At 72.7% G+C, this 25,901-nt stretch carries 22 protein-coding genes; 7 read left to right on the plus strand and 15 right to left on the minus strand.

Annotated features, from left to right (window positions below; all coding sequences use genetic code 11):
- Positions 1-49: 49 nt before the first annotated feature.
- The gene (locus WME85_RS06515) at positions 50-1,507 is read right to left on the minus strand and encodes a glucose/sorbosone family PQQ-dependent dehydrogenase (protein WP_437836170.1); all 1,458 of its coding nucleotides are present in this window, start codon (positions 1,505-1,507) and stop codon (positions 50-52) included.
- 635 nt (positions 1,508-2,142) lie between these two features.
- Here WME85_RS06515 and WME85_RS06520 point away from each other — a divergent pair.
- Positions 2,143-2,409: a hypothetical protein gene (locus WME85_RS06520; protein WP_437836173.1), complete on the plus strand. Its 267-nt coding sequence runs from the start codon at positions 2,143-2,145 to the stop codon at positions 2,407-2,409.
- 399 nt (positions 2,410-2,808) lie between these two features.
- On the opposite strand, the gene WME85_RS06525 is transcribed toward WME85_RS06520, so the two are convergent.
- Positions 2,809-3,630 (minus strand): DUF4339 domain-containing protein, encoded by an 822-nt coding sequence (locus WME85_RS06525; protein WP_437836175.1) that lies wholly within the window; start codon positions 3,628-3,630, stop codon positions 2,809-2,811.
- 188 nt (positions 3,631-3,818) lie between these two features.
- On the opposite strand from WME85_RS06525, the gene WME85_RS06530 reads away from it, so the two are divergent.
- Positions 3,819-4,607 carry a hypothetical protein gene (locus tag WME85_RS06530; RefSeq protein WP_437836177.1) on the plus strand — a complete coding sequence of 263 codons (789 nt, stop codon included), beginning with the start codon at positions 3,819-3,821 and terminating at the stop codon, positions 4,605-4,607.
- A 207-nt stretch (positions 4,608-4,814) separates the two neighbouring features.
- Here the strand turns inward: WME85_RS06530 and WME85_RS06535 are convergent, their stop codons facing one another.
- From WME85_RS06535 to WME85_RS06580, 10 genes are all read right to left on the minus strand, one after another.
- A complete protein-coding gene (locus WME85_RS06535; protein WP_437836179.1) occupies positions 4,815-6,020 on the minus strand; it encodes a CheR family methyltransferase in 1,206 nt (401 codons plus the stop codon).
- A complete protein-coding gene (locus WME85_RS06540; RefSeq protein ID WP_437836181.1) occupies positions 6,010-6,960 on the minus strand; it encodes a chemotaxis protein CheB in 951 nt (316 codons plus the stop codon). The genes WME85_RS06535 and WME85_RS06540 overlap by 11 nt, the downstream gene beginning before the upstream one ends.
- Complete coding sequence (locus tag WME85_RS06545; protein ID WP_437836183.1) at positions 6,957-9,176, minus strand: response regulator; 2,220 nt, start codon at positions 9,174-9,176, stop codon at positions 6,957-6,959. The genes WME85_RS06540 and WME85_RS06545 overlap by 4 nt, the downstream gene beginning before the upstream one ends.
- Positions 9,160-10,728: a methyl-accepting chemotaxis protein gene (locus WME85_RS06550; protein WP_437836185.1), complete on the minus strand. Its 1,569-nt coding sequence runs from the start codon at positions 10,726-10,728 to the stop codon at positions 9,160-9,162. The genes WME85_RS06545 and WME85_RS06550 overlap by 17 nt, the downstream gene beginning before the upstream one ends.
- Before the next feature lie 134 nt (positions 10,729-10,862).
- Complete coding sequence (locus tag WME85_RS06555; protein WP_437836187.1) at positions 10,863-11,444, minus strand: YfiR family protein; 582 nt, start codon at positions 11,442-11,444, stop codon at positions 10,863-10,865.
- Positions 11,445-11,497: 53 nt separating this feature from the next.
- Positions 11,498-11,896, minus strand: a complete 399-nt coding sequence (locus WME85_RS06560) for a hypothetical protein (RefSeq protein ID WP_437836188.1) — start codon at positions 11,894-11,896, stop codon at positions 11,498-11,500.
- Position 11,897: 1 nt separating this feature from the next.
- A complete protein-coding gene (locus WME85_RS06565) occupies positions 11,898-12,425 on the minus strand; it encodes a response regulator (RefSeq protein ID WP_437836190.1) in 528 nt (175 codons plus the stop codon).
- Complete coding sequence (locus tag WME85_RS06570; RefSeq protein ID WP_437836193.1) at positions 12,422-12,931, minus strand: chemotaxis protein CheW; 510 nt, start codon at positions 12,929-12,931, stop codon at positions 12,422-12,424. Before WME85_RS06570 ends, WME85_RS06565 begins: the two co-directional genes overlap by 4 nt.
- Before the next feature lie 226 nt (positions 12,932-13,157).
- A complete protein-coding gene (locus tag WME85_RS06575; RefSeq protein ID WP_437836195.1) occupies positions 13,158-15,749 on the minus strand; it encodes a TonB-dependent receptor in 2,592 nt (863 codons plus the stop codon).
- A gap of 512 nt (positions 15,750-16,261) precedes the next feature.
- Positions 16,262-18,691, minus strand: a complete 2,430-nt coding sequence (locus WME85_RS06580) for a hypothetical protein (RefSeq protein ID WP_437836198.1) — start codon at positions 18,689-18,691, stop codon at positions 16,262-16,264.
- Positions 18,692-18,801: 110 nt separating this feature from the next.
- On the opposite strand from WME85_RS06580, the gene trmB reads away from it, so the two are divergent.
- From trmB to WME85_RS06595, 3 genes are all read left to right on the plus strand, one after another.
- Positions 18,802-19,470, plus strand: a complete 669-nt coding sequence (trmB, locus tag WME85_RS06585) for a tRNA (guanine(46)-N(7))-methyltransferase TrmB (protein WP_437836200.1) — start codon at positions 18,802-18,804, stop codon at positions 19,468-19,470.
- Positions 19,471-19,773: 303 nt separating this feature from the next.
- Positions 19,774-20,724, plus strand: a complete 951-nt coding sequence (locus tag WME85_RS06590) for a quinone oxidoreductase family protein (RefSeq protein WP_437836202.1) — start codon at positions 19,774-19,776, stop codon at positions 20,722-20,724.
- A 108-nt stretch (positions 20,725-20,832) separates the two neighbouring features.
- Positions 20,833-21,315, plus strand: coding sequence for a hypothetical protein (locus WME85_RS06595; protein ID WP_437836204.1), 483 nt, complete (start codon positions 20,833-20,835; stop codon positions 21,313-21,315).
- A gap of 137 nt (positions 21,316-21,452) precedes the next feature.
- Here WME85_RS06595 and WME85_RS06600 read toward each other — a convergent pair whose 3' ends face one another.
- The gene (locus WME85_RS06600; protein WP_437836206.1) at positions 21,453-22,430 is read right to left on the minus strand and encodes a hypothetical protein; all 978 of its coding nucleotides are present in this window, start codon (positions 22,428-22,430) and stop codon (positions 21,453-21,455) included.
- 423 nt (positions 22,431-22,853) lie between these two features.
- Between WME85_RS06600 and WME85_RS06605 the strand changes: the two genes are divergently transcribed.
- Entirely contained in the window at positions 22,854-23,756 is a 903-nt protein-coding gene (locus WME85_RS06605) for a DMT family transporter (RefSeq protein ID WP_437836209.1), read from the plus strand.
- 485 nt (positions 23,757-24,241) lie between these two features.
- Positions 24,242-25,291: a DMT family transporter gene (locus WME85_RS06610; protein WP_437836211.1), complete on the plus strand. Its 1,050-nt coding sequence runs from the start codon at positions 24,242-24,244 to the stop codon at positions 25,289-25,291.
- Positions 25,292-25,345: 54 nt separating this feature from the next.
- On the opposite strand, the gene WME85_RS06615 is transcribed toward WME85_RS06610, so the two are convergent.
- Positions 25,346-25,579 carry a hypothetical protein gene (locus tag WME85_RS06615; protein ID WP_437836213.1) on the minus strand — a complete coding sequence of 78 codons (234 nt, stop codon included), beginning with the start codon at positions 25,577-25,579 and terminating at the stop codon, positions 25,346-25,348.
- 3 nt (positions 25,580-25,582) lie between these two features.
- Positions 25,583-25,843: a hypothetical protein gene (locus WME85_RS06620; RefSeq protein WP_437836215.1), complete on the minus strand. Its 261-nt coding sequence runs from the start codon at positions 25,841-25,843 to the stop codon at positions 25,583-25,585.
- Positions 25,844-25,901: the final 58 nt, after the last annotated feature.

Consider the following 25,901-nt stretch of genomic DNA (forward strand, 5'->3'; position numbering starts at 1 on the left):
TCGCGGAGCTGCGCCGGGGCGACGCAGGCTCCGCGACGCCGATGCTGGCTCAGTGCGATCCCGTGTACTTGAACTCGAGGATCGCTCCGGGGTTCTCGAGGGCCGTCGTGGCCCCTCCCTCCGGTGAGCTCGTGTTCCCCGCGGTGTCCGTGATCACGTAGAGCGTGCGGCGGTCCGGGCTCCACGCGAGGTCGCGGTAGCGGTTGGTGCTCTTGAAGAGCTCGACGGGCTCGCCGACCACGCTCTTCCCGTTCGCGCTCAGCTTCACCTTGTAGATGGCGCCCTTCTTGAGGGCGGTCATCAGGAGAGAGTTCCCCCAGCCGGGGATGCCGTGTCGCCCGGTGGGGTAGTAATGGAGCGAGGAGGGCGCGATCGTCGGCCAGCAGATGTACTGGAGGAAACCGCACGCCGGATTGAAGAAGTCGTAGTCGTCCGGGACCGTGTAGAAGGTGAGGAGCGGCTCCTTGAAGTCGGGGTGGCTCCAGGCGCTCTCCTCCTGCTGCGGGACGGAGGGCGGCGCCTCGTAGTCGTTCCAGACGAGCTCCTCGCACGGCGTGGGGCTCGAGGCCGACCAGTTGTCGTACGTGTAGGCCTGGTCGTCCTGATAGCCGGCCACGTGGGGCCAGCCGTAGTTCTTGCCGGGCTTGATGAGGTTCAGCTCATCGTCGCTCTTCGGCCCATGCTCGTTCGAATACAGCTTGCCGTCCTTGCCGAACGTGAGGCCCTGCGGGTTGCGGTGGCCGTACGAGTAGACATGGCTGCGGACGCCGTCGATCCGCGGGTTGTCGTGCGGGATGGAGCCGTCGAGGTTCAACCGCAGGACCTTGCCGACGTACGTCGACCAGTCCTGCGCCGCGACCTGGGCCGCCGTGGGCAGCTCCTGCGCGCGGATCGGGTTGCACTTCCTGGCGAACTGGTTGTTCCCCTGATCCCCGATGGTGTAATAAAGCTTGCGATCGGGGCCGAACAGCAGCCGCGCGGAGTTGTGATCGTCGCTCCCCGGCAGGCCCGTGATGACATCGGAGGGGCTCCCCAGGGTCTTGGTCGCCGGATTGTACGTGTAGCGGCGGATCTTCGTCCTGCGGTCCACCGCTGGACCTGGATCGACGTCGTACGTGAAGGAGACGTACACGTAATCTTTCCCCTTCCCCCTGAGCAGATCCGGGTGGAGGGCGAGGGCCAGGAGCCCGTCCTGTCCACCCGACTGGAACACTTCATCGATGGTGATCGCGGTCGTTCGCGCGCCGTCCGCCGGGTTCACGCGCACGACGCGCTTCCCGGTGCGCTCGGTCAACCACAGGAAATTGTCAGGCCCCCAGACGAGCCGCATGGGATACGCGAGGTCTCGTGTGATCTCGCGCGAAGCGAAGGCATCTTCGCCGGCGGCGTCCTCCTCGCAGTCGTCGTCGGGCTCACTGACGACGGCCTGGTCGTCAGCTCCGAGCGGACCATCCAGAGGATCCGCGGGGGCACATCCGATGAAGCTCCACGAAGCCGTGGTGAGCAAACCAACCTGAGCCAGGAAAACAGCTGGGCCGCGTGTGATGAATAGCGACATACAACTACCTCACTGTTTCGTTCAAGAAATGGTGCTTACCTGTTTCCGCCGCTCCGGGGAGCGGCGGGCGCGATGAGAAAAATTCCAGGTGAAACCGGGGATCGCATGGCGTCCGGTAAGTCGTCCCCCGATTAGGATAAGGTGTTAATTATAGAAGGTCAGAGGTGCCCCCTGCTTGTCAACATCAATCTGTGCAGCAGGGGAATGACACGGCGCGCGCATGACGCTGCGGTTGCGTCATGCGCCATGCCCAGAGAGACGCGTGCGGAATCGATGGCTCATCGCAGCCCTGTGGGAGCTTTCAGCACGAGCGCCACCGCACCGCCCGAGGGAGATCCCAATGAGGCGGCCGCGGCGCGATCAAGTCACCTCGGGCGAACGCCCATCGATGCACGGAGGATGTATTGCGGACGACGCGCGAGAAAGCTGTAACGCGGCGAGGAGCACAGTCCTGACGAGCCGACCCAGTGGCACAGACATTGCGGCATTCGCGGCAGCCCGCCGAGCGTCACGGCCGAAGCGTTCCCGCGTCGGGAGCGGGTGGCGGAAGCGCTGTCGCACCCGCGAGCGCGGAGCTCACGGCGGTGGTCGAGCTGCCGCCGCTCCGGCACCGGCCGCGCGAGGTGCCGATCGTGGCGCGCCTGTTCCTTGCCGAGGCCCGCGCCCGGGGCGGCAAGGCGCCGGTCGAGCTCTCCGAGGCGCGCTGTCGACCCCTCGCGGCGTATGCCGGGGGCGCGCCGTCGGCCGGGGGCGCGCAGGTGGCCGAGGGCGCGCCGTCGTCGCCGCCGGCCGCGCCGCCGCGGTGCCGCCGGCCGCGCCGCCGCGGTTCCGGCCGAACGCCGAGGAGCTGAAGGAGCTCGAGCCCCGGCGGATGCAGGAGCCGCTCGAGGCGACGGGCGGGGTGCAGACGCGCGCGGCGGAGCTCATCGGGATGCCGGCGCGCACCTTCGTGTTCAAGCTGAAGCCGCGCGGTGCGGCCGGCGAAGCGGCCATCCCGAGAGCGGGAGCTCCCTGGAGGAGCGCGGCGGAGAGGCGTCGGGCGCGGACTTCGCGGAGCGGCCCAGCGCGCCGCGAAGCCTCAAGGGGCCCGTGCGACTGTTACCAGTGCATCTACCGACACACGGTTTGCAACGGGTGCACCTGCCGAGCAGCGAGGTGCCTTGTCACCCCGCGCCGCGCGGCGGGCGGCGCGGGTCGCTGCATCGCAGCGGTGGTGAGGGCAGGGGAGGCGGGGAGACGCCGGGCGCCTTCTACCGCGCCTTTTCCGACGCCACGCCGAGCTTCTCCAGCGAGCGCGGCGTCCCGAACGCGGGCCCGCCGAGCGCGGACTCGACCTTCAGATACACCTTCTCTCGCCCGGCGGAGCGCGCCGCGTCGAGGAGGACGTCATTGCGGTAGAGCGTCACCATCAGCCCCGCGACGATCGTCAGCGCCAGCGTGAGGCGCTGGGCTCGCCCCGTGTCGCGCGCGCGCGGGCCGCTGCGGACCGTGTCCTTCAGCGACTGTGCGGTCAGCGGCTCCGTCGCCGACATCGCGGCCATCGGATTCATCGCCGGCACCGCCGACATCATCGCCAGCGGATCCATCGCCATCGGCGGCGGCGGGGTGGGCCGGGACGCCGCGAGCATCGACGCCGGCGGGGCGGCCACCTCCGTGCGCGTCACGATGTTCGTGAAGCCGTCCATCGGCCCGAGCAGCGCGCTGGCCGACAGGCTCGACACCACCGGCGTCGGATGATCGGAATCCATGGCCCGCGGCACCGGAGGGACCGCCGGGCCCGGCCGACCCGGGGCCGGCCGACCCGGGGCCGGACGAGCCGGGGCCCGCGCCGGCTCCGGAGGCGTCGCGTCGAGCCCGGCCACCACGCCGAGCGGCTGCCACGTGGCCATCCCGGGGCGCCAGATCTTCGTCGACTCGTCGATGAGGTCGAGGCGAAACAGATCGTCGAGCTTTTCCAACGTGAGCACCTTGATGTCGTCTGGCGCGATCGCGACGTGCCAGAGGGTCTCGCGCTCGTCGGTCGCCGGGATGGGCGGCGCAGGGCGCCTGGCCGGAAGGGGCGGCGGTTTCATGAAGATCCTCCCTTGCGGAGCGCAGGATGCCACGACACGAGCGCACCTGTACACACCGACATGAGCCGCGGCGCGCTTTCGAGGCGGTGCGGATTTTTGCAATGCATGAGGCGCGATCCGTCGCGCTGGCGAGATCCGCGCTGTGTCGGTATCCTCGCCCGCGGGTGGAGCGGAACATGGAGGCATTCATGAGCACGAGGGGTGAGGGGAGCGCGGCCGGCTCCAGCGCTGGAACCTCCAGCTTCTCGCGCTGGGTCCGGGTGGCGCCGGCGATCCTCCTCGTCGCGAGCGCGACGTTCGTGGCGGCATATTATGTTCCGCTTCGCCGCGCTCACTTGCTCTTGATTCAGGAGCAACAGAGGTCGAACCAGAAGGCCAAAGAGCTCGATCAGACATTGAGCCAGGTGCGCGGGGAGCTCCAGGCGAAGACGGCCGAGGTGGAGAAGCTCGAGGCGGAGCGGCAGCAGGCCGCGGCCGTGAAGAAGTCGGGCCTGGAACGGGTGGAGCAGCTCAAGACCGAGCTCGCGGCGAAGCTCGACAGGCAGATCAAGAAAGGGGTCGCCGCGCTCGCGGTCGTGGACGGACAGGCGTTCGTCGCGCTCCCGGAGAGCGCGGTGTTCGTCGCCAACAAGACCGACGTGAGCCTGCAAGGGCAAGGCCTCCTGTGCCAGGTCGCGGGCGCCCTCTCGACGGCCGGCCAGGGGCCGATCCGCGTCGGCGCGGTCAGCGGTCCTCCGGACTCCGTTCCGCCCGCCCTCCAGGGCGCCTATACGACGGCGTGGGCGCTCTCCGCGGCCCGAGCCGCGAGCGTCGCGCAGGCCGTCGAGGCGAAGTGCTCGGTGCCAGGAGCCCGGCTGCACGCGGTCGGGCACGCCGAGCACGACCCCGCGGGCGCCGCGCTCACGGAGAGCAAGCTGCCGCCGGGGCGCGTCGAGATCTCGATCGCGCTGCCGGGCGCCGCGCCCGCGGAGAAGTGACGGCAGCCGGGGGAGTTCGACGCGGACGACGAGCGAGCGCCGAGGCGACGCGAGGGCGCCAGGGACGCGACGCCGGAGATCGGGTGTTGGCGGGCCTCACCAGGAAGGCGTGAGCGCGAGGGCGCGAGGGCGCGAGGGCGCGAGACAGGGCGACGCCCTGCTTGCGCTGTCGCCTCCCTGTGGGCTCGCTCCGCGCAGGCGCGGCAGCTAGCGAGGATCGCGCAGCGCCTCCGCGCGCCGGGCCGCCGCGCGCCGCAGCGCTTCCGCGTCGACGCCGCGCGCGCCCCCGGTCGAGCAGCGGAGCACCCGCAGGAACGCCGCCCGCGCCTGCGCCCGCTCGCCCCTCGCCAGCAGCGCCTCCCCGAGCAGGAACCACCCCTCGAGGTGCTCCGGATCCGCGTTGAGCAGCCCCGACAGCACCTGCTCCGCGTCCGCGGCGCGCCCGGCGCTCAGCAGCCGCGCGGCCTCCTCCACGCCGGGCGCCTGCGCCGGCGCGCCCTCCGCGACGGCCGCGCCCGGCGCTCTCCGGCTCGGCGGCGCGCCCTCCGCGACGGCCGCGCCCGGCGCCCTCCGGCTCGGCGGCGCGCCCTCCGCGGCCGCGGCGCCCGGCGCCCTCCGGCTCGGCGGAGGCGGCGCGTCGGCGCCCTCTGCGAGCTGCAGCCACCCCGGCGCCGGACCGCGGCCGAGCTCCGGAGGCAGCGGCAAGATCCCCTCCGCCGGCGAGAGGATGAGATGGCCGCCGGGGACGAGCTCCGCGGCGAGCCGCGCGAGCAGGCGCGGGACCTGCTCCCGCTCGAAGTAGATCAGCACGTTGCGGCAGAAGATGACGTCGAACGGCCCCGCGCCGAGCGCCGGCTGCGCGGCCGTCAGCGACGCGACCTCGAAGCGCACGCGCCGCCGCAGCGCCTCCGGCACGCGCCCGGCCCACGCCGCCGGCAAGGGCGCGCCCACCGCGCTGCGCTGCGGCAAGAGGCCGCTCCGCGCCACCGCGATCGCCACCGGGTTGACGTCGGTGCCCAGCACCGCCGCGTCCACCCCCGCCGCCTCCGCGCACTCTGCCGCGCTGTAGGCCTCCTCGCCCGTGGAGCACCCCGCGCACCAGATCCGCAGCGGGCCCGGGCGCCGCCCCGCGAGGCCGGCGCCGGTGATCGCGCGCTTCAGCCGCTCGAACTGCTCCGGGTGCCGGTAAGCCGCCGTGTGCCCGATCGTCGCGGCGTCGAGCAGCATCGCCAGCGGGGCCGCCTCGCTGGCCTGGCCCACGCGCTCCACGTACGCCGCCTCGCTCTGCCCCGCGGCCGACGCGCGCTCCCGCAGGTGGAGGTAGAGCGTCTCGGGCCACCGCGACGGCGCGTGGCCCAGCCTGGGCGACAGGAGGCGCGCGAGCGCGCGCTCGAGCAGCGGATCACCCCTCACGGAGCGCCGACCTCCGCGCGAGCTCGACGAAATCCGCGATGCGGATCGGCCTCACGCGCGGGGACGCGAGGAGCGCCGCGCGCGGCATGTCCGGCGCGCTGCACTCCGACGGCTCCTGCGCGAAGCAGCGGGCCCCCCGGTCCGAGAGCTCCGGCAGCGCCCGCGCGCCGTCGCTCCCGAGCCCCGACAGCACCAGCGCGACGACCCGCCGGGCGAGCGGCGCCGCCGACGCGAGCAGGACCTCCGCCGACGGCCGGTGCCCGTTCACGGGCCCGTCGCCCGTCAGCTGGATCCGCTCGCGCGCGTCGATGGCCATGTGGCTCCCCGACGGCGCCAGCAGGAACTCCGGCGAGAGCGCGTCCCCGGCGCGCGCCGCCCGCGCCCGCGCCCCGAGGCCGCGGAGCGCGCGCGCCAGGTCCCGCTCCCGCCCGTCCGGCATGTGCTGCACGATCAGCACCGGCACGTCGACGTGCCCGAGCCCCCGCGCCAGCTGCTCCAGCGCCGGGATCGCCCCCGTCGAGCCCGCGACGAGCAGCACCGGCCCGCCCCGCCCCGCGGGCGCCGGCCGCCTGGCCGCGCGCAGCACCGCGGCGCGCAGACGCGCGCGGCCCGGGGCGCTCGCGAGGGCGCGCTTCTCGAGGCTGTCGCTCGCGCCCTGCGCCAGCGCCTCGCGGACGGCCGGCGAGCCGCGCGGCAGCGAGCTGACCACGACGACCGCCGCGCGCGCCGCCACCGACCGGATCACCGACAGCCCGTCGAGCTCGGGCATCAGCAGGTCCACGAGCGCCACGTCGGCGATCGCCGCCGCCGGGTGCGAAAGGAGCTCCGCCCCGGTCCGCGCCCGGCCCACCACGCGGATCCCCGCGTCCTCCTCCAGGATCGCCTCGAGCAGGGCCGCGGCGATGTCCGAGTCGTCGGCGATGAAGACCCGCGCCGTCACGCGCCCCCGAGGCTCGTCGCGATGATCTGGCGCAGCTCCTCCTCGACGAACCGCTGCTTCGACAGCACCGCCCGCACGCCGAGCCCGCGCAGCGCGGCCACGTTCGGCTCGTCCGCCGCCGTCGTCAGCACCACGACCGGCACCCGGGCGAGCGCGGGCGAGCGCCTGAGCTCCGCCACCATCTCCAGCCCGCCCATGTAGGGCATCTCCAGGTCGGTCAGCACCACGTCGGGCGGCGTCGCCCGCGCCAGCGCCAGCCCCTCCCGCCCGTCGCTCGCCTCCTCGACGCGCAGCCCGAGCGCCCGGAGGATCCCGCAGAGCAGCTCGCGCGCGACGGGCGCGTCCTCGACGACGAGCGCGAGCGGCTCGCGCTGCGGCGCGGCGGCCGCGGCCGAGGGCGCCTCCCGGGGCGCCTGCCGGGCGCACGCGAAGAGCCGCTCCACGTCGAGCAGCAGGAGCGCCTCGCCGTCCGCCGTCGGCGCCACGCCGCGCACCAGCGGCGAGGTGAACGGCAGCTCCTCCGACCGCACGAGCGAGACAGGCCGCGGGTTCTCGTAGCCGCCCACGCTCACCGCGAAGAGGCCGGCGGCGTGGTGCAGCACGAGCGCCGCGTCCCCCGGCGCGGGCTGGCCCGCGTCGCCGAGCAGCGCCGCGAGCGAGAAGAGCGGCACGAGCTCCGCGCTGGCCTCGCCGGCGAGGCGCAAGCGCGGCCCGTCCGAGGTGTGCAGCACCTCGTCGAGGAGCACGACCGAGCGCACGGCGTGCGTCGGCACCGCGCACCGGAAGCGCCCGCCGGAGATGGGGACCACCTCCTCGCCGTGGAGGCTCTTCGGCACCACGAGCAGGATCGTCGTCCCGAGCCCGGGCCGCGATTCGACCCGGACCTGCCCGCCGAGCGCGCCGATCTCGCGCGCCACGACGTCGAGCCCGACGCCCCGGCCAGAGATCGCGCCGACGCTGCGGCTCGTCGTGAGCCCGTGCGCGAACAGGTACGGGACGAGCTCGGCGTCCTCGAGGGACGCGACGTCCTGGACCGACGGCGCGAGCACCTCGCGCAGGCGCGTGAAGTCGACCCCGCCGCCGTCGTCCCTCACCTCGACCCGGACGGCGGCGTCGGTCTGGACCACGGTCACCGCCACGGTCCCGCGCGCGGGCTTGCCGCGGCGCGCGCGGACGTCCGCCGGCTCGATGCCGTGGTCGATGGCGTTGCGCACGAGGTGGAGCAGCGCCGGCTCGAGGCGGCGCTCCACCTGCGCGTCGAGGAGCCCCGTCCCCTCGACCCGCGCCTCGACGTCCTTGCCCAGCATGCGCGCCGCGCTCCGGGCGGCGAGCGACACCTGGTTCAGCAGGCGCTCGGTGCGCACCACCGACGCCTTCCGGACCACCTCGTCGAGCTCGCCGAGCGCGCGCCCGGCCGCGAACTCGTTGCTCGACCAGTCCGCGCGGACGGCCCCGAGCGCGCGCTCGATCTCGGCGCCGTAGCCGAGCGTCTTCGTGATGCGCTCCGCGACGCGATCCACGCCTGCCCCCCGGGGGTCGATCTCCACGAGCAGCGCGCGCAGCATGCGCTGGGCCTCCCGGAGCCGGCGCTGGAGGACCTCCCGCTCGCCGTGCAGCCGCTGGAGCTCCTGCACGAGCGCCCCGACGGCCGCCGCGTCGAGCGCCGCGGGCGCGGCCTGGTCCGGGGGCGCGCCGCGCGCGGGGAGCTCGGCGTCGAGCCGCGGCGGCGCGACGCTCTCGGCGGCCCGGTCGAGCCGCGGCGGCGCGACGCTCTCGGCGGCCTGGTCGCGCCGCCGCGGCGCGAGCTCGTCGGCCGTCGGCCCGCGCGCGTCCCCGCCCTCGAGCGCCGCGTGCGCGGCCCGGAGCGTCGCCTTGACGCCCTCGAGGTCGAGCGCGGTCTCCTCGCCGGGGCTCGCGGACAGGAGCCCGAGCGCCTCCAGGGCGCCGAGGATGCTGTCGCCGGTGAGCTGCGTCGGGCGCCCGCCGCGGCTCGACCGGGCCGCGTCGATGACGCTCTCCGCGAGCTCGGCCAGGTCGCCGCACTCGAGGAGCTCCAGCATGTGCGCCTCGCCCTTCAGCGTGTGCAGGAGGCGGCGCAGCACCGGGAGGTTGCCGGCCTGGCCGTGCTCGTAGCCGAGCCAGAGGTCGGTCGCCTGGGCGACGCGGTCCGGCATGGCCCGGTGGAACGCGGCGACGAGGTCAGCCCGGCTCCTCATCCGCCTCCGCGGCCGCCGGGCCGCTGCCCCGCGCGCCGGCCGGCTTGACGCGGAACGCCCGCGCCGTCGTCTTGAGCGCGTGCGACAGCTGGAGCAGCGACTCGGCCGAGCGGGTCGCGTCCGCGCTGCTCGTGAGCGTGTCGTTCACCGCCCCGACGATGTCGACGATCGCCGTCTTCACCTGCGCCGTCCCCTCGCGCTGGTGGTCCACGGCGTCCGAGATCTTCGCGGCCGCGGCCGCCGTGTCGCGGGCCAGCTTGATGCCGTCCTCGGTCGCGAGCACCGACGCGTGCGAGGCCGCGTGCATGTCGGCCACCAGCTTGCGGATGTCGCGCACCGAGTCCATGACGTGCTCGGACAGCCGGCGCATCTCCGCCGCCACCAGCGAGAACCCGCGCCCCACCTCGCCGGCCTTCGTGCCCTCGAGCGCGGCGTTCAGCGCGAGCAGGTCCGACTTGTCGGCGATGCTCTGGATGAGCGACAGGATCTCGCCGATCCGGCCCGAGTGGGAGCTGACGAGGCGCGTCTGCTCCGCCGTGTGCTGGACGCTGACGAGGCTCCGCTGCGCCATCTCGTGCACGGTGGCCGCGTCCTTCGCGATGTGATCCGCGCTGGCGGTCAGCGCCTCCACCGTGCGCCGGATCTCCTCGAGCGCGGCGTTCTGCTGGTTGGCGGTGGTCTCCTGCTCGCGCACCGACGAGAACATCCCGGCGGCGGCCGACGCGACCTCGGACGAGGTGTTGCCGATGCGCGTGGCGAGCTCCTGCAGGCTCGCGACCATGGCCCGGAACGCGGCGAACAGCTCCCCGTCGCCGGTGATCTTGCAGGTGAAGTCGCCGCCCGCGACGCGCGCGGCCGTCTCCTGGAGCTCGCGCAGCTGGGTGTTCATCCGCTCGAAGGCGCTCGCCATGTCCCCGAGCTCGTCGTCGGAGATCCTGAGGGACAGCCGCGCCGACACGTCGCCGCGGGCGATGCGATCCGCCGCCTCCTTGATGTGCGCCATCGAGCGGGTCATGCGCGCCGAGACGACCCAGGCGAGGCCGAGTCCGAGCAGCACGACCCCCGCCGATTGAAGGGCCATGGTCCGGCGCGAGTCGGCGCGGCGCTGCGCGATGCGGTCGCTCCGCAGCCCGACGGCCAGCGTCCCGAGCTGGCGATCGCTGCTCCGCGAGCGGATCGGGGCCTCGCTGGCGATGACGCTCGCGTCGCCCCCGCCCTGGACCCCCCGCGCGGTCCCGGGCGCCTGCGCGGCCCCGATCGCGGCGATGCGCTCGCCCTTCGCGTCGTACACCGCGACCCAGCTCACCAGCGGATCGGTCATCGCGGTGCGCAGGGTGTCGGGGAAGGTCTCCGGCGGCTGCTCGAGGTCCATGGCCACGCCGATGGGCTCCTCGAGCATCGTGGCCAGGATCCCGGCGCGCTCGCGCAGCTCGGCCTCGCTCGCCCGCGCGGTGCGGTCGGGGATCAGCCACAGATCCAGCGCCGACAGCACGATGGCCACCGACGCGACGAGGGCAGCGATCTTCCAGCGGATGGAGCGGAAATTGCGCATGATCAACTGACAGGCTGACGGGCTGACGGTGACGATGAATGACGGCGACGATGAGGGATGACGGCTATCGAGGTGGACCGAGGCGCGACGTGCGATGTGGGAGCGAAGGAGCGGTGGCCGGCGGATCGAGGGTGTCAGTCGACGATGCGGGCGAGACGGAGGAGCTGCGGGTCGAAGCGGAGGCCCATGGCGTTGGCGTGCTTCACGTTGAGCAGGAGCTCGGGCTTGGCGCCGGCCAGCCCCACGGCCACGTCGCAGCCGCGCTTCGCGTCGTCCCCGTCGCCGCACACGACGATGCGGACCACGGCGCCCTCCCGCGGCGGGATCTCCGGGATGGCGGCGGCCAGCCCGCGCGCCACGTAGACGACCTCGGCGCCGCCCGCGCGCAGCGCCTCCTCGAGCTGGGCCTTCGAGCTGTACTTCACGCGCAGCACGGTCGCCTGCCGCCTGGCCACGGTGGTCTTCGCCGCCAGCTTCGAGAGCACGGCCGCCATCGCGCTCGCGTCCTCCGCGCTCTCGCCCGACTCGCCCCCGACGACCGCGAGCACGGCCGTGCCCGCCCGGCTCGCGAACCCGCTCTCGTAGCCGAGCGACCGCAGGATGATCGCGCCTCGCAGCTCGTACGGAACGGAAGGGGCAGAGTGGCTCTCGGCGCTCACCGTGGTGAGGAGCGCCAGGGCGATCAGCACGCGAATCGAGGATCTCGGAGACACCATGTTTCTCAGGCGAGCCTTGAACGACATCGACCGCATCCTCGACGGGCGCCGCATCAGGCGCTGTCGGCGGGGAGGCGGCGGGCGTCGATCACCCAGTGGAGCGCGCCGTCGATCTCGGCCAGCCCGACGACGTGCGGCAGCCGCAGGACGTCCGCGAGGAGCTCCGGCAGCGGCCACACGCGCTCCCGGTCGACCTCCGCGAGCCTCGGGTGCGAGCAGGCGATCGCCCTCGGGCCGCCGCCGGTCGCCACGCGCACGCACCGCGCGGCCGGCTCGGGCGCCGCGGCCATCGCTCGATCGCGGCCGGCGTCCTCCCAGAGGCGGGCGCCGCGCTCGGGCGCGGGGCAGCCTCCCGCGGACTCGGGCGCGGGGCCGCCCTCCGCGGAGAGGACCTGCCGCGCCGGAAACGCGCACCGCAGCCCTGCGTGGAGCATGGCGACCACGGCCCCCATGTCACCGATCCTTGCCGGCGAGCCGCTTGATCAGGGCCGGCAGGCGGTCGAGGTGGCGCTTCGAGATGACCGCGTCCGCCTGGACCTCGAGCTGGAGCTTCTCGAGCTCCTGCTCGGAGTGACCGGACATCAGGATGACGCTGAGGTGCCCGAGCCGCTGGTTCTTCCGGAACAGGGTGAGCAGCCGGTCCCCGCGGATGGTGGGCATGAAGATGTCGACGACGACGATGCGCGCCTGGTGCCGCACGATGGCCTGCGTCGCCCCGATGGGGGAAGGGAGCGCGACGACCTGAAAGCCGGCCGAGCGCAGCACGCGGGACACCTCTTCTCGGGCGATCTCGCTGTCGTCGATGACCAGCACAGGCGCGCTCGCCGCGGCGCCGGGCGAGGCGCTCAGCGGCGACCGCGACAGCGGCGCCGCGCTCACCGGCCCTCCCGCCTCGTCGACCTGGGGATCGGTCGTCGGCTTGCCCTTCGGCGCGGGCGACGCGGGCGACGCGGGCGATCGGGAGCTCGGCTGATCGCTCATCGCCCCGGCCCCGCGCCCTCGTCTTCACGGGGCGCGGCGACCGGCTGCGGCGCGCCCCCGGAAGCGTCGAGCAGATGGGTCACATCGAGGAAGGTTACTACCCCCTCGCTCGTGTCGACCACAGCTTTCGGCAAGAGCTCCCCGTACACCTTGACCGCGGCCACACACCGCGTCTTGCCCGCCGGCAATCCCAGGTAGCCGCGCGGCGTCCGGCAGACGACGACCCGGAGCGGCGCGGCCGCCGGCTCCGCGAGCGGCGCCGGCACGATCACGATGATCCTCCCCCGGTCCTGGAGGATGCCCATCACCCGCGCATCGGCGCGCGGCAGCGGCGAGGGGGCGCGCCACCCGATCACCTCTTCCACCTGCTGCGCGCGGAGCGCGAAGGTCATCGCCCCGAGCTCGAAGAGCAGGAGGTCGAGAACGGCCCTCTCGCGCGGACCTCTGTCCGGGGCGTCGCCGCGCAGGTCGAGCAGCTCCTGAACCTGATCGAGCGCTTCGGACAAGGTTGCCTGGATTTATCACGATAGCTGAGGACGACGAGATGCTTTCGCTGCCGGCGGCGCAGATCCGGAGATCTCTCACCGCACCAGCCGCGCTGCTCCGACTCGGCCGGGCTCGAGCGGGCCGGTTGCTGCGTTGCGCCAGAGGCGCCTACAGTGCCGGCCTACATGCCCGCAGCTCATGCCCGATCCGGCGCCAGCGCTCCTGCCGCGGGCGCGCTGGTGGGCTTCAATAGGCCACCTCGGCCGAGGCGCCCACGTAGGGGTGACCTGTCGTGAGGATCAACCGGTGCGACGCGTAGGAAGGGGGAGGGACCTTGTTGAACGTCAGGTTCTTGCCGAACACGGAGACCCAGACGTGCTCGAGCGGCGAGAAGGAGACCGAGGCGTCGAGGTTGAGCGCCGAGCGCGCGTACAGCCGGTCTCTCGGCGACAGGTCCTCGCTGTCGTCCGCGGGCGCCTCCCTGGTGCCGTGGCTGTTCATGCCGGTCCGGAAGGTCGCCGCGACCCCCGCGGTGAACCGGAGCGCGGTATAGCTCAGGTGGCCTTTGACGAGGTGGATGGGGTAGTTGGCCCAGGTCTCGGCGTCCCAGCTGGTCAGGAGGTTGATGAGGCCCTCGGCGCCGAACGGCTTCGTCACGTTGTACCAGACGTCGCCCGCGAACCCGCCGCCGAGGTCGCCGAGCACGCCGATCTCGCCGCCGACGGCGTTCACGTCGGTGGTGCTGTTCGTGAAGCTCCCCCACCAGTCGCCGCTGGAGGGGTGCCTGGGGTTGCCCGCGACGTGGTCCTCGTAGTCGTCCGGCCGCACGTCGCTCCACGACACCCAGCCCAGGGTGTCCTCGTAGCGGGCGTAGAAGGCCGAGACGTCGAGGGCGAGGCGCCTGTCGAAGAGGCCCATGAAATAGTCGATCTCGGCGAGGCGAGAGGACTCGGGTCGGAGCGAGGGCAGCGGCGCGATCGGCTCGTCCTCGAAGGCGGCGTTGTACTGCTCGAGCCAGTTGAAGTAGGCGGCGTCCGGGAAGCGGAAGCCCGTCTGGTACGACAGCTTGACGTTCTGCGTGTCGCTGATCGCGTAGGCGGCCGCCACGCGGTACGAGGGGCTGCTCACGGGCTCGATCTCGCGCGAGAGGTCCTCGTTGTTGCTGCGCAGGCGCAGCTCGCCGAAGCTCGTGTGATCGAAGCGCAGGCCGGCGGAGAGCGTTAGATCGCGGAAAGTGACGGTGTTCTCGCCGAAGACGGCGAGCTCGGTCCACGAGAAGCGCTCGGGTGACTCGAAGGCGATCCCGTGGAGCCGCCCCCAGCGGGACCTGTGGCCATCGAATCGCTTGTGGCTCGCGGAGGCGCCGAGCGCGAGCTGGCTGTGCGGCAGGGCCGTCGTCTTGTAGACCACCTTGAGGTCCCGGTGCTCCTCGCCGAAGCCGGCCGTCGAGATCGAGCCCTCGCCGTCGACCGCGCCGGGCTGCCTCTCCACCTCGCGGACGAGCCAGTCGGCCGGGACGAGGGTCGTCTCGAAGGCCGAGAGGGTCGGGGTCAGCTCGATCTTGTGCGCCTCGGACAGGCGGACATGGATCTCGGGGGTGACGGCGGCGCTCCGGGTCCGCACGTGGCCGTTGTTGCTGTCGGCCCATTGCCCCTTCGCCTCGTCGAGGGTCGTCTTCCTGTTCGGGGCGTTGCCCATCATCGATGTCTGCGCGTAGTCGAGCCGCAGATCGACGTTGACCAGGCTGCGCTCGGAGCCGTAGCGGAAGCGCCCGAACCCCTTGTAGACGGGCTCTCCGAGGGCGTTGACGCGCGTGTGGTGCAGGAAGGGAGACGTGGTGACGCCGGCGAAGCCCGGACCGTAGATGTCGCCCGTGTTCGTCCGGGGGGCGGGGGGCTCCTCTCCCTCGTTGTCGGCGTAACCGAAGTAGAGGAAGTAATCGGCGTTGTGCTTCTCGCTGAGCAGGCCGCCGTAGCTGGCCTCGAGGGTGCGGGTGTCGCCAGACGCGTAGGAGGCCTTGCCCCAGAGGCCGGGGCGGGTGATGCCGGTCGGCCGGAGCACGTTGACGAAGCCGCTGATCGCGCCGGATCCGTGGACGATGGCGCCGGGGCCGAGGATGACCTCGACCTTCTCGATGTCCCCGGTGAGCGGCACGGCGAGCGTGCTCCCGATGGCGCCGAAGTGGGCGCGCATGTTCGTCGTCACGCCGTCGTGCAGGACGAGCGTCTTGGCGTTGTTGTCGATGAGGACCCCGCGCACGCCGATGAGGCGCGAGGTGCGGTCGTGCTCGCCGATGACGACGCCGGGCTGGTGGGCTTGCAGGAGATCGTCGAGCGAGCGGACGCCATACAGCTTGAGGAGGCGCGCGTCGTAGATGCGGGCCTGGCCCGTGGTGGTCTTGCTCTCGGTCTCGAAGAAGCCGGTGGAGGAGACCTTCACGTTGAGCAGGTCCTCGAGCTCCAGCGAGAGGAACTGTCCCTGGCTGCTCTCCTCGACGTGGCGCAGCGGCGCTCCGGTGTAGGGGAGGACCGAGCCCTGGGGCGCGCCGGGGGTCGAGGGGAAGGGCTCTGGAGCGGCGCCCGCTGCGGCCTTGCCGTCGCCGGACGGAGGCGGCGCGGCGATGGGCGCAGCGGCTGCGGCCGTGCCGTCGCCGGCCGGGGGCGCGGCGATGGGCGCAGCGGCGGGCGTGGGCGTGGGCGTGGGCGTGGCGGGCGCGGGTGCGGGCGCGGGCGTGGGTGCGGGCGCGGCCGTCACAGGCGCAGGCTCCTGTGCCCACGATGTGCTGACCATCGATGTCGGAGAAAGGAGCAGATAGAAGAGCAGCGCCGATCTCCGCATGAATTCCCCCTCTCATTCGAACACCGGACGGCGAGCTCAGCGAATGCTCGCCACGAGCCGACCCGGCATGCCGGCTTCCTCAGCCCCGGAATCGCCCGGATCCGCTGACCACTCCACGGTTCGCAGGCGCCGCGATGCGCCGGCGCTGCCCGCCCTCTCTCCCCGGATCACCCTCAAAGAAGTGTAATGGTGACTGCAAAGTTTTATGAATATCCAGATGCTACACGAACCCGAGGCTCCGTCAATGCTTGTCCCTGGAACACCATCACGTTGAAAACCGGAGAAATTTCACAGGGAGGCGGGGAGGCGGGGAGGAAGAAAAAAATGAGGTTCTTTCTCTTGCCGTCTCTCGCTCCCCGCCTCCCCGCCTCCCTGTGAAATTTCTGCTTTTTCTCGTGGGTGAGAGAGCCCGAGCGCTCGTGGGCGCGTTCTGGAGAGATGGTGCCGGGCGGCGCGACGCGCTTCTGTGAGGAGATGTGGTGTTCCGGCGGCCGTTGGCGCGGCGCCCTGCGTCACCGTCCGGCGATCCAGTAATGGAAGGCGTTGAATCCGGAGCCGCGCCGCAAGGTGATCGCGATCGGGGTCGGGCCCGACAGGCGCGCGGCGGGGAAGGGCACTTCCCGCTCGACCCAGGGGCCGCCCGGCACCTCGACGGTCCCGACCTCCTCGCCCGCCACGGAGACCGCGAGCTCGGCGCCCTCGTCCGATGCCACGCGGAGCACGAGGCGGGCCTCGGAGGGGAGGGCGACGAGGTGGGCGACGAAGCGGTCGGCTGTCCGGTGGAACCGCCCGCCGTCGGCGATCTCCAGGCGCGAGGGGTCGAGCTCGCCGGGCGCGCTGCTCTCGGGCGCGAGGAGCGCGAGCGCCACGTTGCGCTGGTCCGCGAGCGGCTCGAGCGCGTAGGCGTGGGCTGCCTCGGACTCGAGGTCCGAGACGTCGATCTCGTCGAGGATCCGCTCGCCGGGGACGGTCCGCATTGGCAGCGCCCCGGAGCCGAGGAGCGACCAGCGCGCCTCGTAGGCCACCATGGTCGTGCCGCCGAGGATCGCCTGGTCCTCGACGGTGGCGTCGACGAGCTCGCGGCCCAGGACCGGCGGGCACGCCATCCAGTGCGGGTAGACGATGAAGTGCGTCGGCCGGCGCTCGGCGGGCAGCCTCTCGTAGTGCTCGAACCTGGAGCCCGCGCCCGCGACCCAGTAACGCGCCTCGCCCTCGGTCGTCAGGCCCACGATGTCGAAGGTCCTGCGGCCGCTGAAGTACGCGAGCGCGCCGGTGTCGTTCACGCCGATCCTGGCGTCCTCGGGCAGGTGCAGCGCGGCCCAGCGGCCGAGCCAGACCTGCTGTCGATCGATGGCGCGCGCGGAGTTGGCGAGGTCGTGGACGGCCCACGGGATCCGCGCGCTGAGGGCGCCCGCGAACGCGCCGGCGACGAGCGGCGTCACGTGGTGGATCGGGCGCCGGAGCCGCCGGGCGGCGTCGCCGAGCTCGCGGGCGAGGCACGCGGCCATGACGATCCACGCCGGGGCGAAGGGCCAGACGTACCGCACGCGGTTCCAAAGGAAGCTCAGGTACGTGCAGGGCAGCAGCGTGCCGAGCGCGAGCGCGGCCACGACGGCGGCGTGCGCGGGGCGGCCCCGGCGGTGCGCCGCCACGACGAGCGCGACGGCGCCGAGGGCGATGACGGCGGCCGAGCCCTCGGGGAGGAAGACCGCGGTCCACTGGCCGCCGTTGATCACGTCGGTCGCGAGCAGGCGGATGTTCTCGAGGATCGCGGCGCGGAGCGTCGGGCCGTCGTAGGTCGGGTTGCCGACGAGCCATTTGACGGCGGTCGTCGAGGAGGTCGCGTGGCCCGCGAGCAGCTGGTTCAGCGCGGGGACGACGAGCGGGCCGAGGAGCGGCGCGACGGCGAGCTTTCGCCCGGCGAGGAGGCGAGAGGCCGCGGCGCGGAGGCGGCGAAAGGGGTGCGCTGGAGGGGGCGCCGGGAGGGGCGCGGGGCGCGGCGCCGCGGCGGCGAGGGCGAGCGCGGCGAGCAGGGAGGCGAGCGCGCCCTCGGGGCGGAGCAGGGGCGCCACGAAGCCGGCGAGGGCGAGGGCGCGCGCGATCGAGGCGGTGGGGGTGGGCGGCGCGGCGGCGGGGGGCGGCGCGGTGGCGGGCTCGTTGCCGTCGTGCGCGGGCGCTGCGCCGTCCCCGGCGGGCTCCGGCGGCGCTGGCTCGCAGAGAGAGGCCGCGAGGCGGGCCGTGCGGGTGAGGATCCAGGCGAAGGCGACCGTCTCCATGCCGCTCCACGCGAACCAGGCGAACGCGGCGAACCCGGCGCACATCGCGCCCGCGCCGGCGGCCGCCGCGGGGCCGGCGAGGGGGCGGGCGAGACGCGCTGTCTCGACGGCGAGCGCCGCATGGAACACGAGCCCGAGCGCCCAGATCGCGTAGACGAGCGAGAGATCGCGCAGGCCGAGCGCGTAGAAGGGGGCGAGCAGCACGGGCCAGAGCAGGCTGGTGGCGCCGGTCGAGTACCCGTCGCCGGCGACGAAGCTGAAGAAGCTGCCCTCCGCGAGCCGCCGGGCGTACTGCATGTGGATGAACGCGTCGTCGAGCGGCAGGGCCGGGCGCCCCGCCTGATCGAGGACCGCCCGGATGCAGAGCGCGCCGAGGAAACCGCTCGCGACGAGCGCGGGCGCGTAGGGGGCGGCGCGCGCGGCGAGGGCGCGCAGGGGCGAGGGGGCGGGGGAGGGCGCGGCGCGGGGGGAGCCGAGCGGCGCGGGGTGAGCCGAGGCGAGCGGTGCCGGGGGAGCCGAGGCGAGTGACGCGGGCGCGGCCGAGGCGAGTGACGCGGGCGCGGCCGAGGCGAGCGGCGCGGGCGGGTCAGCCGGCGGCCCCGCGGCGCCGGGCCGCGACGCTGGAAGAGCCGCGCCCGCGGCGCCGGGCTGCGACGCTGGATGCACTGCGCCGTGATCGCCTTCCACCATGGGGCCCGACGAATACCACCACGCCGCCCGGGGGCCTCGATTTCCCGCGCGCGGGCGGCCGGCATTTGGTAGAGCGCCGGGGCTCCATGGTCTTCCAGCCGCGCCCGAACCACCCCTACGCCGACGCGCCCCGCTTCCCCGATGGCGACGACGTGTCCATCGACGACCTGCTCCCCGGCGCCGGCCCCGTCGAGATCGAGATCGGCCCCGGCCGCGGCGGCTTCCTCTTCGAGCGCGCGGCGGCGAGCCCCGGGTCGCGGCTGCTCGGGCTGGAGATCCGGCTGAAGTGGTCGGCGATCGTCGACGAGCGCCTGCGGAAGGGCGGCCTCGGCGGCCGCGTGCGGGCGCTCAACGCCGACGCGCGCGAGGCGCTCGCGCGGCTCCGGCCCGACGCGTCGATCGCGCGGTTCTTCCTGCACTTCCCGGATCCGTGGTGGAAGAAGCGGCACGAGAAGCGCCTCGTGATGGGCCCGGCGCTGCTCGACAGCCTCGCGCGCCTGCTCGTGGACGGCGGCGAGCTCTACGTGCAGACCGACGTCGAGGAGCGCGCCGCGCTGTACGCCGATCAGATCGGCGCGCACCCGGCGTTCGAGCCCGCCGGCGACGCCCCCGGCTCGCCGCTCCTCGCCGAGAACCCCTACGGCGCCCGGAGCCCCCGCGAGCACCACGCGATCGCCGACGGGCTGCCGGTGAGCCGGCTGCGCTACCGGCGGCGGCCGCGCGCCGCGGGCGGCGCGCCGGCGGACAGCGGATAGGCCCTCTCGGGGCAGCGGCGGCGGTCGCGAGGCGAGAGGGGAATGTTCGATGTCGTCGTCGCTGGGCTCGTCGAGGTCGGCTGCGCTCGCTGCGGCCTCGAGGGAGGCGCGACCGTCTGGTTCCAGGATAACATGATTCAGAAGGTGGGAGATCTCGCCGTCGGTGGTGCTGGGCGAGCGCATCGGGTAGCCTGACGCGGCTGTCGACGGCGCGTCGCTTCGCGGCAGACCGTCACTGCGTCGAGCGAGAACGCCGTCAACCCGAGCAAGAGGTCAGCGATGGATCAACCGAAGCGGGACACGATGCGAGCGATTGCGATCGACCGGTTTGGCGGTCCCGAGACGCTCTCGTTACGCGCGCTCCCCGTGCCGGCCATCGGGCCGGACGAGGTCCTGATTCGCGTCGCGGTTGCGGGCGTGGGCGAGTGGGATCCCTTCGAGCGCGAGGGGGGCTACGCCAAGCTGCTCGGGCGCGAGCCCCGATTTCCGTACGTGCTCGGCTCGGAAGGCGCCGGGACGGTCGCGGCGGTCGGCGAGCAGGTCCGCCGCTTTCGCGAGGGCGACCGGGTATACGCGCTCGGCTTCCTGAACCCGAAAGGTGGCCTCTACGCCGAGTACGCCGCCGTGCATTCCGATCTCGTCTCGTCGCTCCCCGGCGACCTCACGGTCGAGCAGGCGGGGGTGATGGGAGGGGTGGGGATCACCGCGCTGCGCGGCCTCGACGACACGCTCGGGCTGAAGCAGGGCGAGTCGGTGATGATCTTCGGCGCCAGCGGCGGCGTCGGGCACATGGCGGTTCAGCTCGCCAGGCGCATGGGCGCCCGGGTGCTCGCGGTGGCGTCGGGCGACGACGGCACGGCGCTGGCGGAGCGGCTGGGCGCCGATGTCGCGGTCGACGGGCGCAAGGACGACGTGCTCGCGGCCGCGCGTGCGTTCGCGCCCGGGGGGCTCGACGCCGCCCTGCTCACCGCCGGCGGCGCGGCGGCCGAGAAGGCGCTGCTCGCGGTGCGCGACGGCGGGCGCGTCGCGTATCCCGGCGGCGTGCAGCCCGAGCCCCTGGCCCGCCCGGCCATCGAGCGCCGCAGTTACAATGGCGAGCCCGACGCGGACATCATCGCGCGGCTCAACCGCCTGATCGCCCGCGGCCCGTTCCAGGTCCATATCGCCCGGACGTTTCCCCTGGCCGAGGCCGCCGAAGCCCACCTCGCGCTCGGCGCTCACTACCTCGGCAAGCTCGCCCTTCGCGTGGCGTGAGCTGCCGGGGCCGCGCGAGGGTGACGGTCGAGTGGCTCTTCACGCCTCGCGACGACGGCTCGACGTTCGTCAGCGTCACGGATTCGGCAGGTGCATCGGCGGTACACAATGCATGTTGCACAGACAATCTACCGTGAGCTCCACGGGTCGCTCCTCGCGTACGAGGGCGGCTCTCTCTATGCGGATGTGCTCGCGCCCTGGCTCGAGGCGCTTGGCGACACGCTCTTCTCCCGGGCTGGCGTGCGGGTGCGCGGTGGGAGTGAGAACGTCCGCAAGGACGTCGCCGAAGCATCCACGCTGTACTGGGCGTACTGGCGGAAGAACCGTCCCCCTACCGATCGCTCCCACGGCTGGGGCAGCAATTCCCAGTGGCGCACCTCTTTCCGGAGGGATTACCGGGTGGGAGAGGTGCTGTGCTACAACGTCGATGGCAAGCACGATCTGGGCGTGCCGGAGCCAACGGCCGAGTATGACGATGGCCTGACGCGGGAGGCGCGGGTCGAGCTGCTCACCCACCGCTGCTTCGTCACCACGGCGAAGCAGCACGACGACCGGTATCCCTATGACGACAGGTTCCGGAGCGGGGCGTGAGGGCCTGAGAGGGCACCGGTGCGCTTTCGCGCTGCGTGGGGCTCCGGACGGCGCTTCTGCTGGAGGCTCCACGGCGGCGGGGGCCTCCAGGCCTGGCGGCGCTGGCCCACAGCCGGCCGAGCGCCGGCGGTGCCGGGCTACTGCAGCGCTTCGGAGGCGCTCGTCGCGGTGACGGCGTGATCGAGCCACCGTTCGATCGTCGCCAGGTCGCCGCACGCCTCGATGCGCGCGTCATCCTCGGGGCTGAGCTCGAGCTGCCGTCGCGCGAGCACACGGCGCAGGGCCTTGCGCGCTTCGATCAGGCGCCCCTCCAGGTGGCCCTCTCGGCGCCCCTCCAGGTGGCCCTCTCGGCGCCCCTCCAGGTGGCCCTCTCGGCGCCCCTCCAGGCGCCCCTCCTCGAGCACGCGCTTCATGAGCTGAGGTCTGGCCTCGAGCAGGACCTCGAAAATTTCCTGATCCCGAGCCATGATCTCGGGATCATCGGTCTTTTCAAACCCCCACAGAAGCTCCTTGCGCACGCTCGTCGACATCGCGAGGTATCTTAGCATGCCGAGCACCCACTGGGGCGACCTTCGCGACGCGACCCATCGGGCGAACTCGTCGAGCGCTCGACCCGAGCGGGCCACCAGGAACGGCACGAGATCATCGCGCAGCGGGAGCTCGTTGGCCGCAATCCACAGGAACAGGTGCCCGAGCGGCTCGACGCGGTAACAGCCGGGGGCGAACCGAACGGGCTTGCGGGCCTGCTCCAGCCACACGGGCAGATGCGGAGCGACGATCCAGATCGGCTCCTCGCCCATCCAGGACGGACCCTGCTCCTCCGCGCGCTGCACTTGCCTGGCTTGACGCCGCAGCAGCGCTCGCTCCGCTGCGAGCCGGTCGACATGGTCCCCCGCGAGCTTCAGCTCGACGACCACCTCGTCGCAGGTCCGTGTCTCCGACCACGGCGCGGGGAGGTGTGCGAGACGATCCGGGCGGCTGATCACGAGAAAGCCATCGCACTGGACCTTCTCGAGCCTGATCTCGGGTGGGTCCTCCCATCTGGCCGCACCGCCGGTGATGCGCTCGGTCTCCTCCGCGAACGTCCTTTTGGCGAACTGGTCCGGCTGACCCATGGAGTCGCGCGATAGCAGACGTCGATCGCTGTAGCCAGATTCTATCGACGGGATCCGAAGCTGCGCATGCGTTGGTGCGCCGGGACGCCACCGCGGCACCCAGGGTTCGAATTACGAGCATCCGTGTCGGCGAGGTGGAAAAAGAGCTCGCGTTGCTTTTTCGCAACGGCCTTCTCGTCCCGCAAGTAAGCGACGAGTTGGCACCGGGGCCGATGTCCGGCGCTCGCAGCATCTCCGGCCGCGCCGATACGCCGAGGTCAACCGCGGCGGCCTCGGCGAGCGGATCGCGGAAGCGCGCCGGGCGAGCGGCAAGCCCTACAGGCGTGCCCTCCGCGCTCCGCCGAGGTAGCTTCCTCGCCCCGGGCTCTTCATCGTACCTGCCGCCTCGTGGCGCTCCGGGAGCACGAAAGACCGCGACCTCCGATGCCCTCTGCCTGGCTACCCCTCCCCGCCCTGATCCTGTCGATGGTCCTCTGGGGCTCCTCGTTCGCGGCCCAGAAGTACGCGTTGCTCACCTTCTCGCCGATGGCGATGAACTTCGGCCGCATGGCCGTGGCCAGCGCCTGCTTCGTCTTCCTGATCGGCAGGCTCAAGGGCATCCGTCAGCATTACTTCCCGGGCGACTGGTGGAAGCTGCTGCTCCTCGCGCTGTTCGAGCCGTGCCTCTATTTCATCTTCGAGGCCTGGGCGCTCACGAAGACGAGCGCCTCGCAGGCCGGGATGATCGTGGCCATGATGCCGCTCCTGATCGCCCTGGCCGCGCGGTTCACCCTCAAGGAGACGCTGCCCCCGCGCATGCTCCCGGGGTTCGCGGTGGCCATCACCGGAGCGGCCTGGCTCTCGGCCGCGGGGGAGGCCACCGGGCTCGCGCCCGAGCCCGTCCTGGGCAACTTCCTCGAGCTCGTGGCCGTGACCTTCGCCACCGGATACACGATCTCGAGCAGGCGGCTCGCCCCGCGCTATCCGCCGCTCTTCTTGACCGCGGTGCAGGCCCTCGTCGGCGCGGTCTTCTTCCTTCCGCTCATGCTGATCGCGCCCGGCCCGCCCGTCGCGGATCTCTCCCTGACCCAGAGGCCCGTTCTGGCCGTGCTCTATCTCGGCGTGTTCGTGTCGCTCGGCGCATACGCCCTCTACAACTACGCGCTGAGCAAGGTCCCCGCTGTCTACGCCGCCCCCCTCATCAACCTCATCCCTGTCTTCTCCCTCCTCATCGGCCGGTCGTTCCTCGGCGAGAAGCTCACCCCGGGCCAGTACGCCGCCTCCTTCGTCGTCCTCGCCGGCTGCCTCATCAGCCAGAGCGTCCCCAGGGACGCGGCGACCACCTGACCGAGCCGCTGCGCGATCATCTCGCGAAGTTCACGTGATGATCACACGATTGCCGCGCGCTTCCCCGACACAGCGACCCGGACGAAGAAAACCGCCAGGAGCGCCAAGGACGCCAAGAGAGCCGAGAAATTCAATTTTCTCCTCTTGGCGTCCTTGGCGCTCTTGGCGGTTTAAAGTTCTTCTCCTCTTCCACGATCTGTCGGGCGTCCACGCCCCCGCCCCCAATCGCCGACGCTGGTCCGCTGACCACACACCGCCTCTTCCTCGGTGGAAAGGAGCGATAGTGCACACACGCGAGATGAGCTCCGCGTCGACTCCGCCGCTGCCCCGGAGCGTCCTGTCCTCGCGCGGTTCGTTCATGGTACCGTCTCCGGCCGGGGGAGACGACCCGCGCCGCGGCAGGCGCGGCCCGCGCGCGGTCGGCGCTGCCGCCGCCTACCGCGCTCGCGGCGCGGGAGCTCCCTGCCGAGGAGCGAGCCTTTTCCGTGACGACCGACGATTCGCCCAGGCCACCTGGAGCGCGCCGCGCCTCCGCCGGCATCCACGCAGCGCTCTTCTTCGCCACACTCGCCTTCGCGTCGCTCTCCGTGGAGGGCAAGCTCGCGATGAGCCCGCCTCACGACGTCTCGCCCGCCGCGCTCGCCATGGCCCGCTTCCTCGGCGGGGCGGTGGTCTTCGCCGGCGCCCACCTCGCGCTCCGGACGCCGCGCGTCACGCAGCTCGCGGACGCGCTCCACCTCGCCGTGCTCGCGTTCTTCGGCGTCGTCTGCAACCAGGCGCTCCTCCTCGTCGGCCTGCGCATCACCTCGGCGGTCTCCGCGACCCTTCTCATCGCGATGATCCCCGTCTTCACCGCCGCCCTCGCCGCCCTCACCGGCCGCGAGCGCTTCTCGCAGCGCGCCGGCGCCGGCACCGCGGTCGCGCTCTTCGGGGCCGCCATGCTCACCGGCTTCGCCGTCCCCAGGCTGGGCGACTCGTTCGCGCTCGTCTATGCCCTCTCGACCGCCATCTACGTCCTTCATGCGAAGTCGGCGCTCGAGCGCCTCGGGACCGTGACGGTCATGGCCTGGGTGTTCGGCTGGGGTGCGCTCCTGTTCGCGCCGGTCGGCGGCGTCGCCCTCGTCCGCGAGGCGCCCTCGTGGTCCTTGCCGGCGGCCCTCCTCGTCGCCTTCTGCGTCCTCGTGCCCACGGTCCTCGCCTACGCCGTGAACGCCTGGGCGCTCCGGCGCGCCTCGCCGACGCTCGTGGCCATCTACGTCTTCCTGCGGCCGCCCCTGGCCGCGCTGCTCGCCTGGGCCCAGCTCGGCGAGGCCCTCGGCGCGCGCACGGCCGTCGCGGGCCTCGTGCTCCTCGCCGGCGTGACCATCGTCGCCACCGCGCCCCGCCCGCACGCCGGCCCCGCCGCGCGGCCCGCGCCGCCGGCCCGCGACGGGGACGCGCTCGCCCCCGCGCCGGGCATGGCCCTGCTCTCCGGGAGCCCCGGCGCCGAGGTCCCGAGCCCCGAGCCGGCGCGCAGTCCGCCCTTCAAGGCATGAGCTGCGGAGCTCGCCAGTCGCGCCGACTCGCGCCCTCGCCGCGCCAGCGCGCGGTCAGAACTTGTCGTGGCCGATCAACCCGAGGATGGTGTAGCCCCGAAAGAGGCTGAAGCCGGAGTCGCCCGGGCTGCCGACCACCACGTCGGGGATCCCCTGCCCCCCGACGGCTTTGAAATCGTCGCTGGTCACGCCGCTGTCGCCAAGGCCGTTGATGCTCCCGGCGGCCAACGCTTTGCCGAAGCTGCCGAAGGCATGGTTCGTCTCCTCCGGGATGCTGCTCTGCTGCAAGAACTAAAACGCCTGGACAGTCGCTCTCCCCCGGAAGAGCGAGATGGCCCCTGCGTGGCCATCCTCCCCGGGCGATCCAACGAGGAGCTCGTGCTGCGGCGTGGACTGGATGGTATCGGCCACGGCCAGCGACTCGCCAAATCCGTCGTTCAATTCAGGCGTGTTGTTCTGCACGAGGGTCTGCTTGCGATGGAAGAGCAGCGGCTCGGCGATCAGGCTCTCGTACTCGTAGATGTACACTGCGCCGTTGCCGATCTGCGACAACGGCGCACCGACGGCGATGTCATTGGCGCTGCTTCCGCGGAAATTACCGATCGCGATC

Origin of the sequence: Sorangium sp. So ce1153, assembly GCF_051521595.1 — a bacterium.
GTDB lineage: Bacteria > Myxococcota_A > Polyangia > Polyangiales > Polyangiaceae > Sorangium.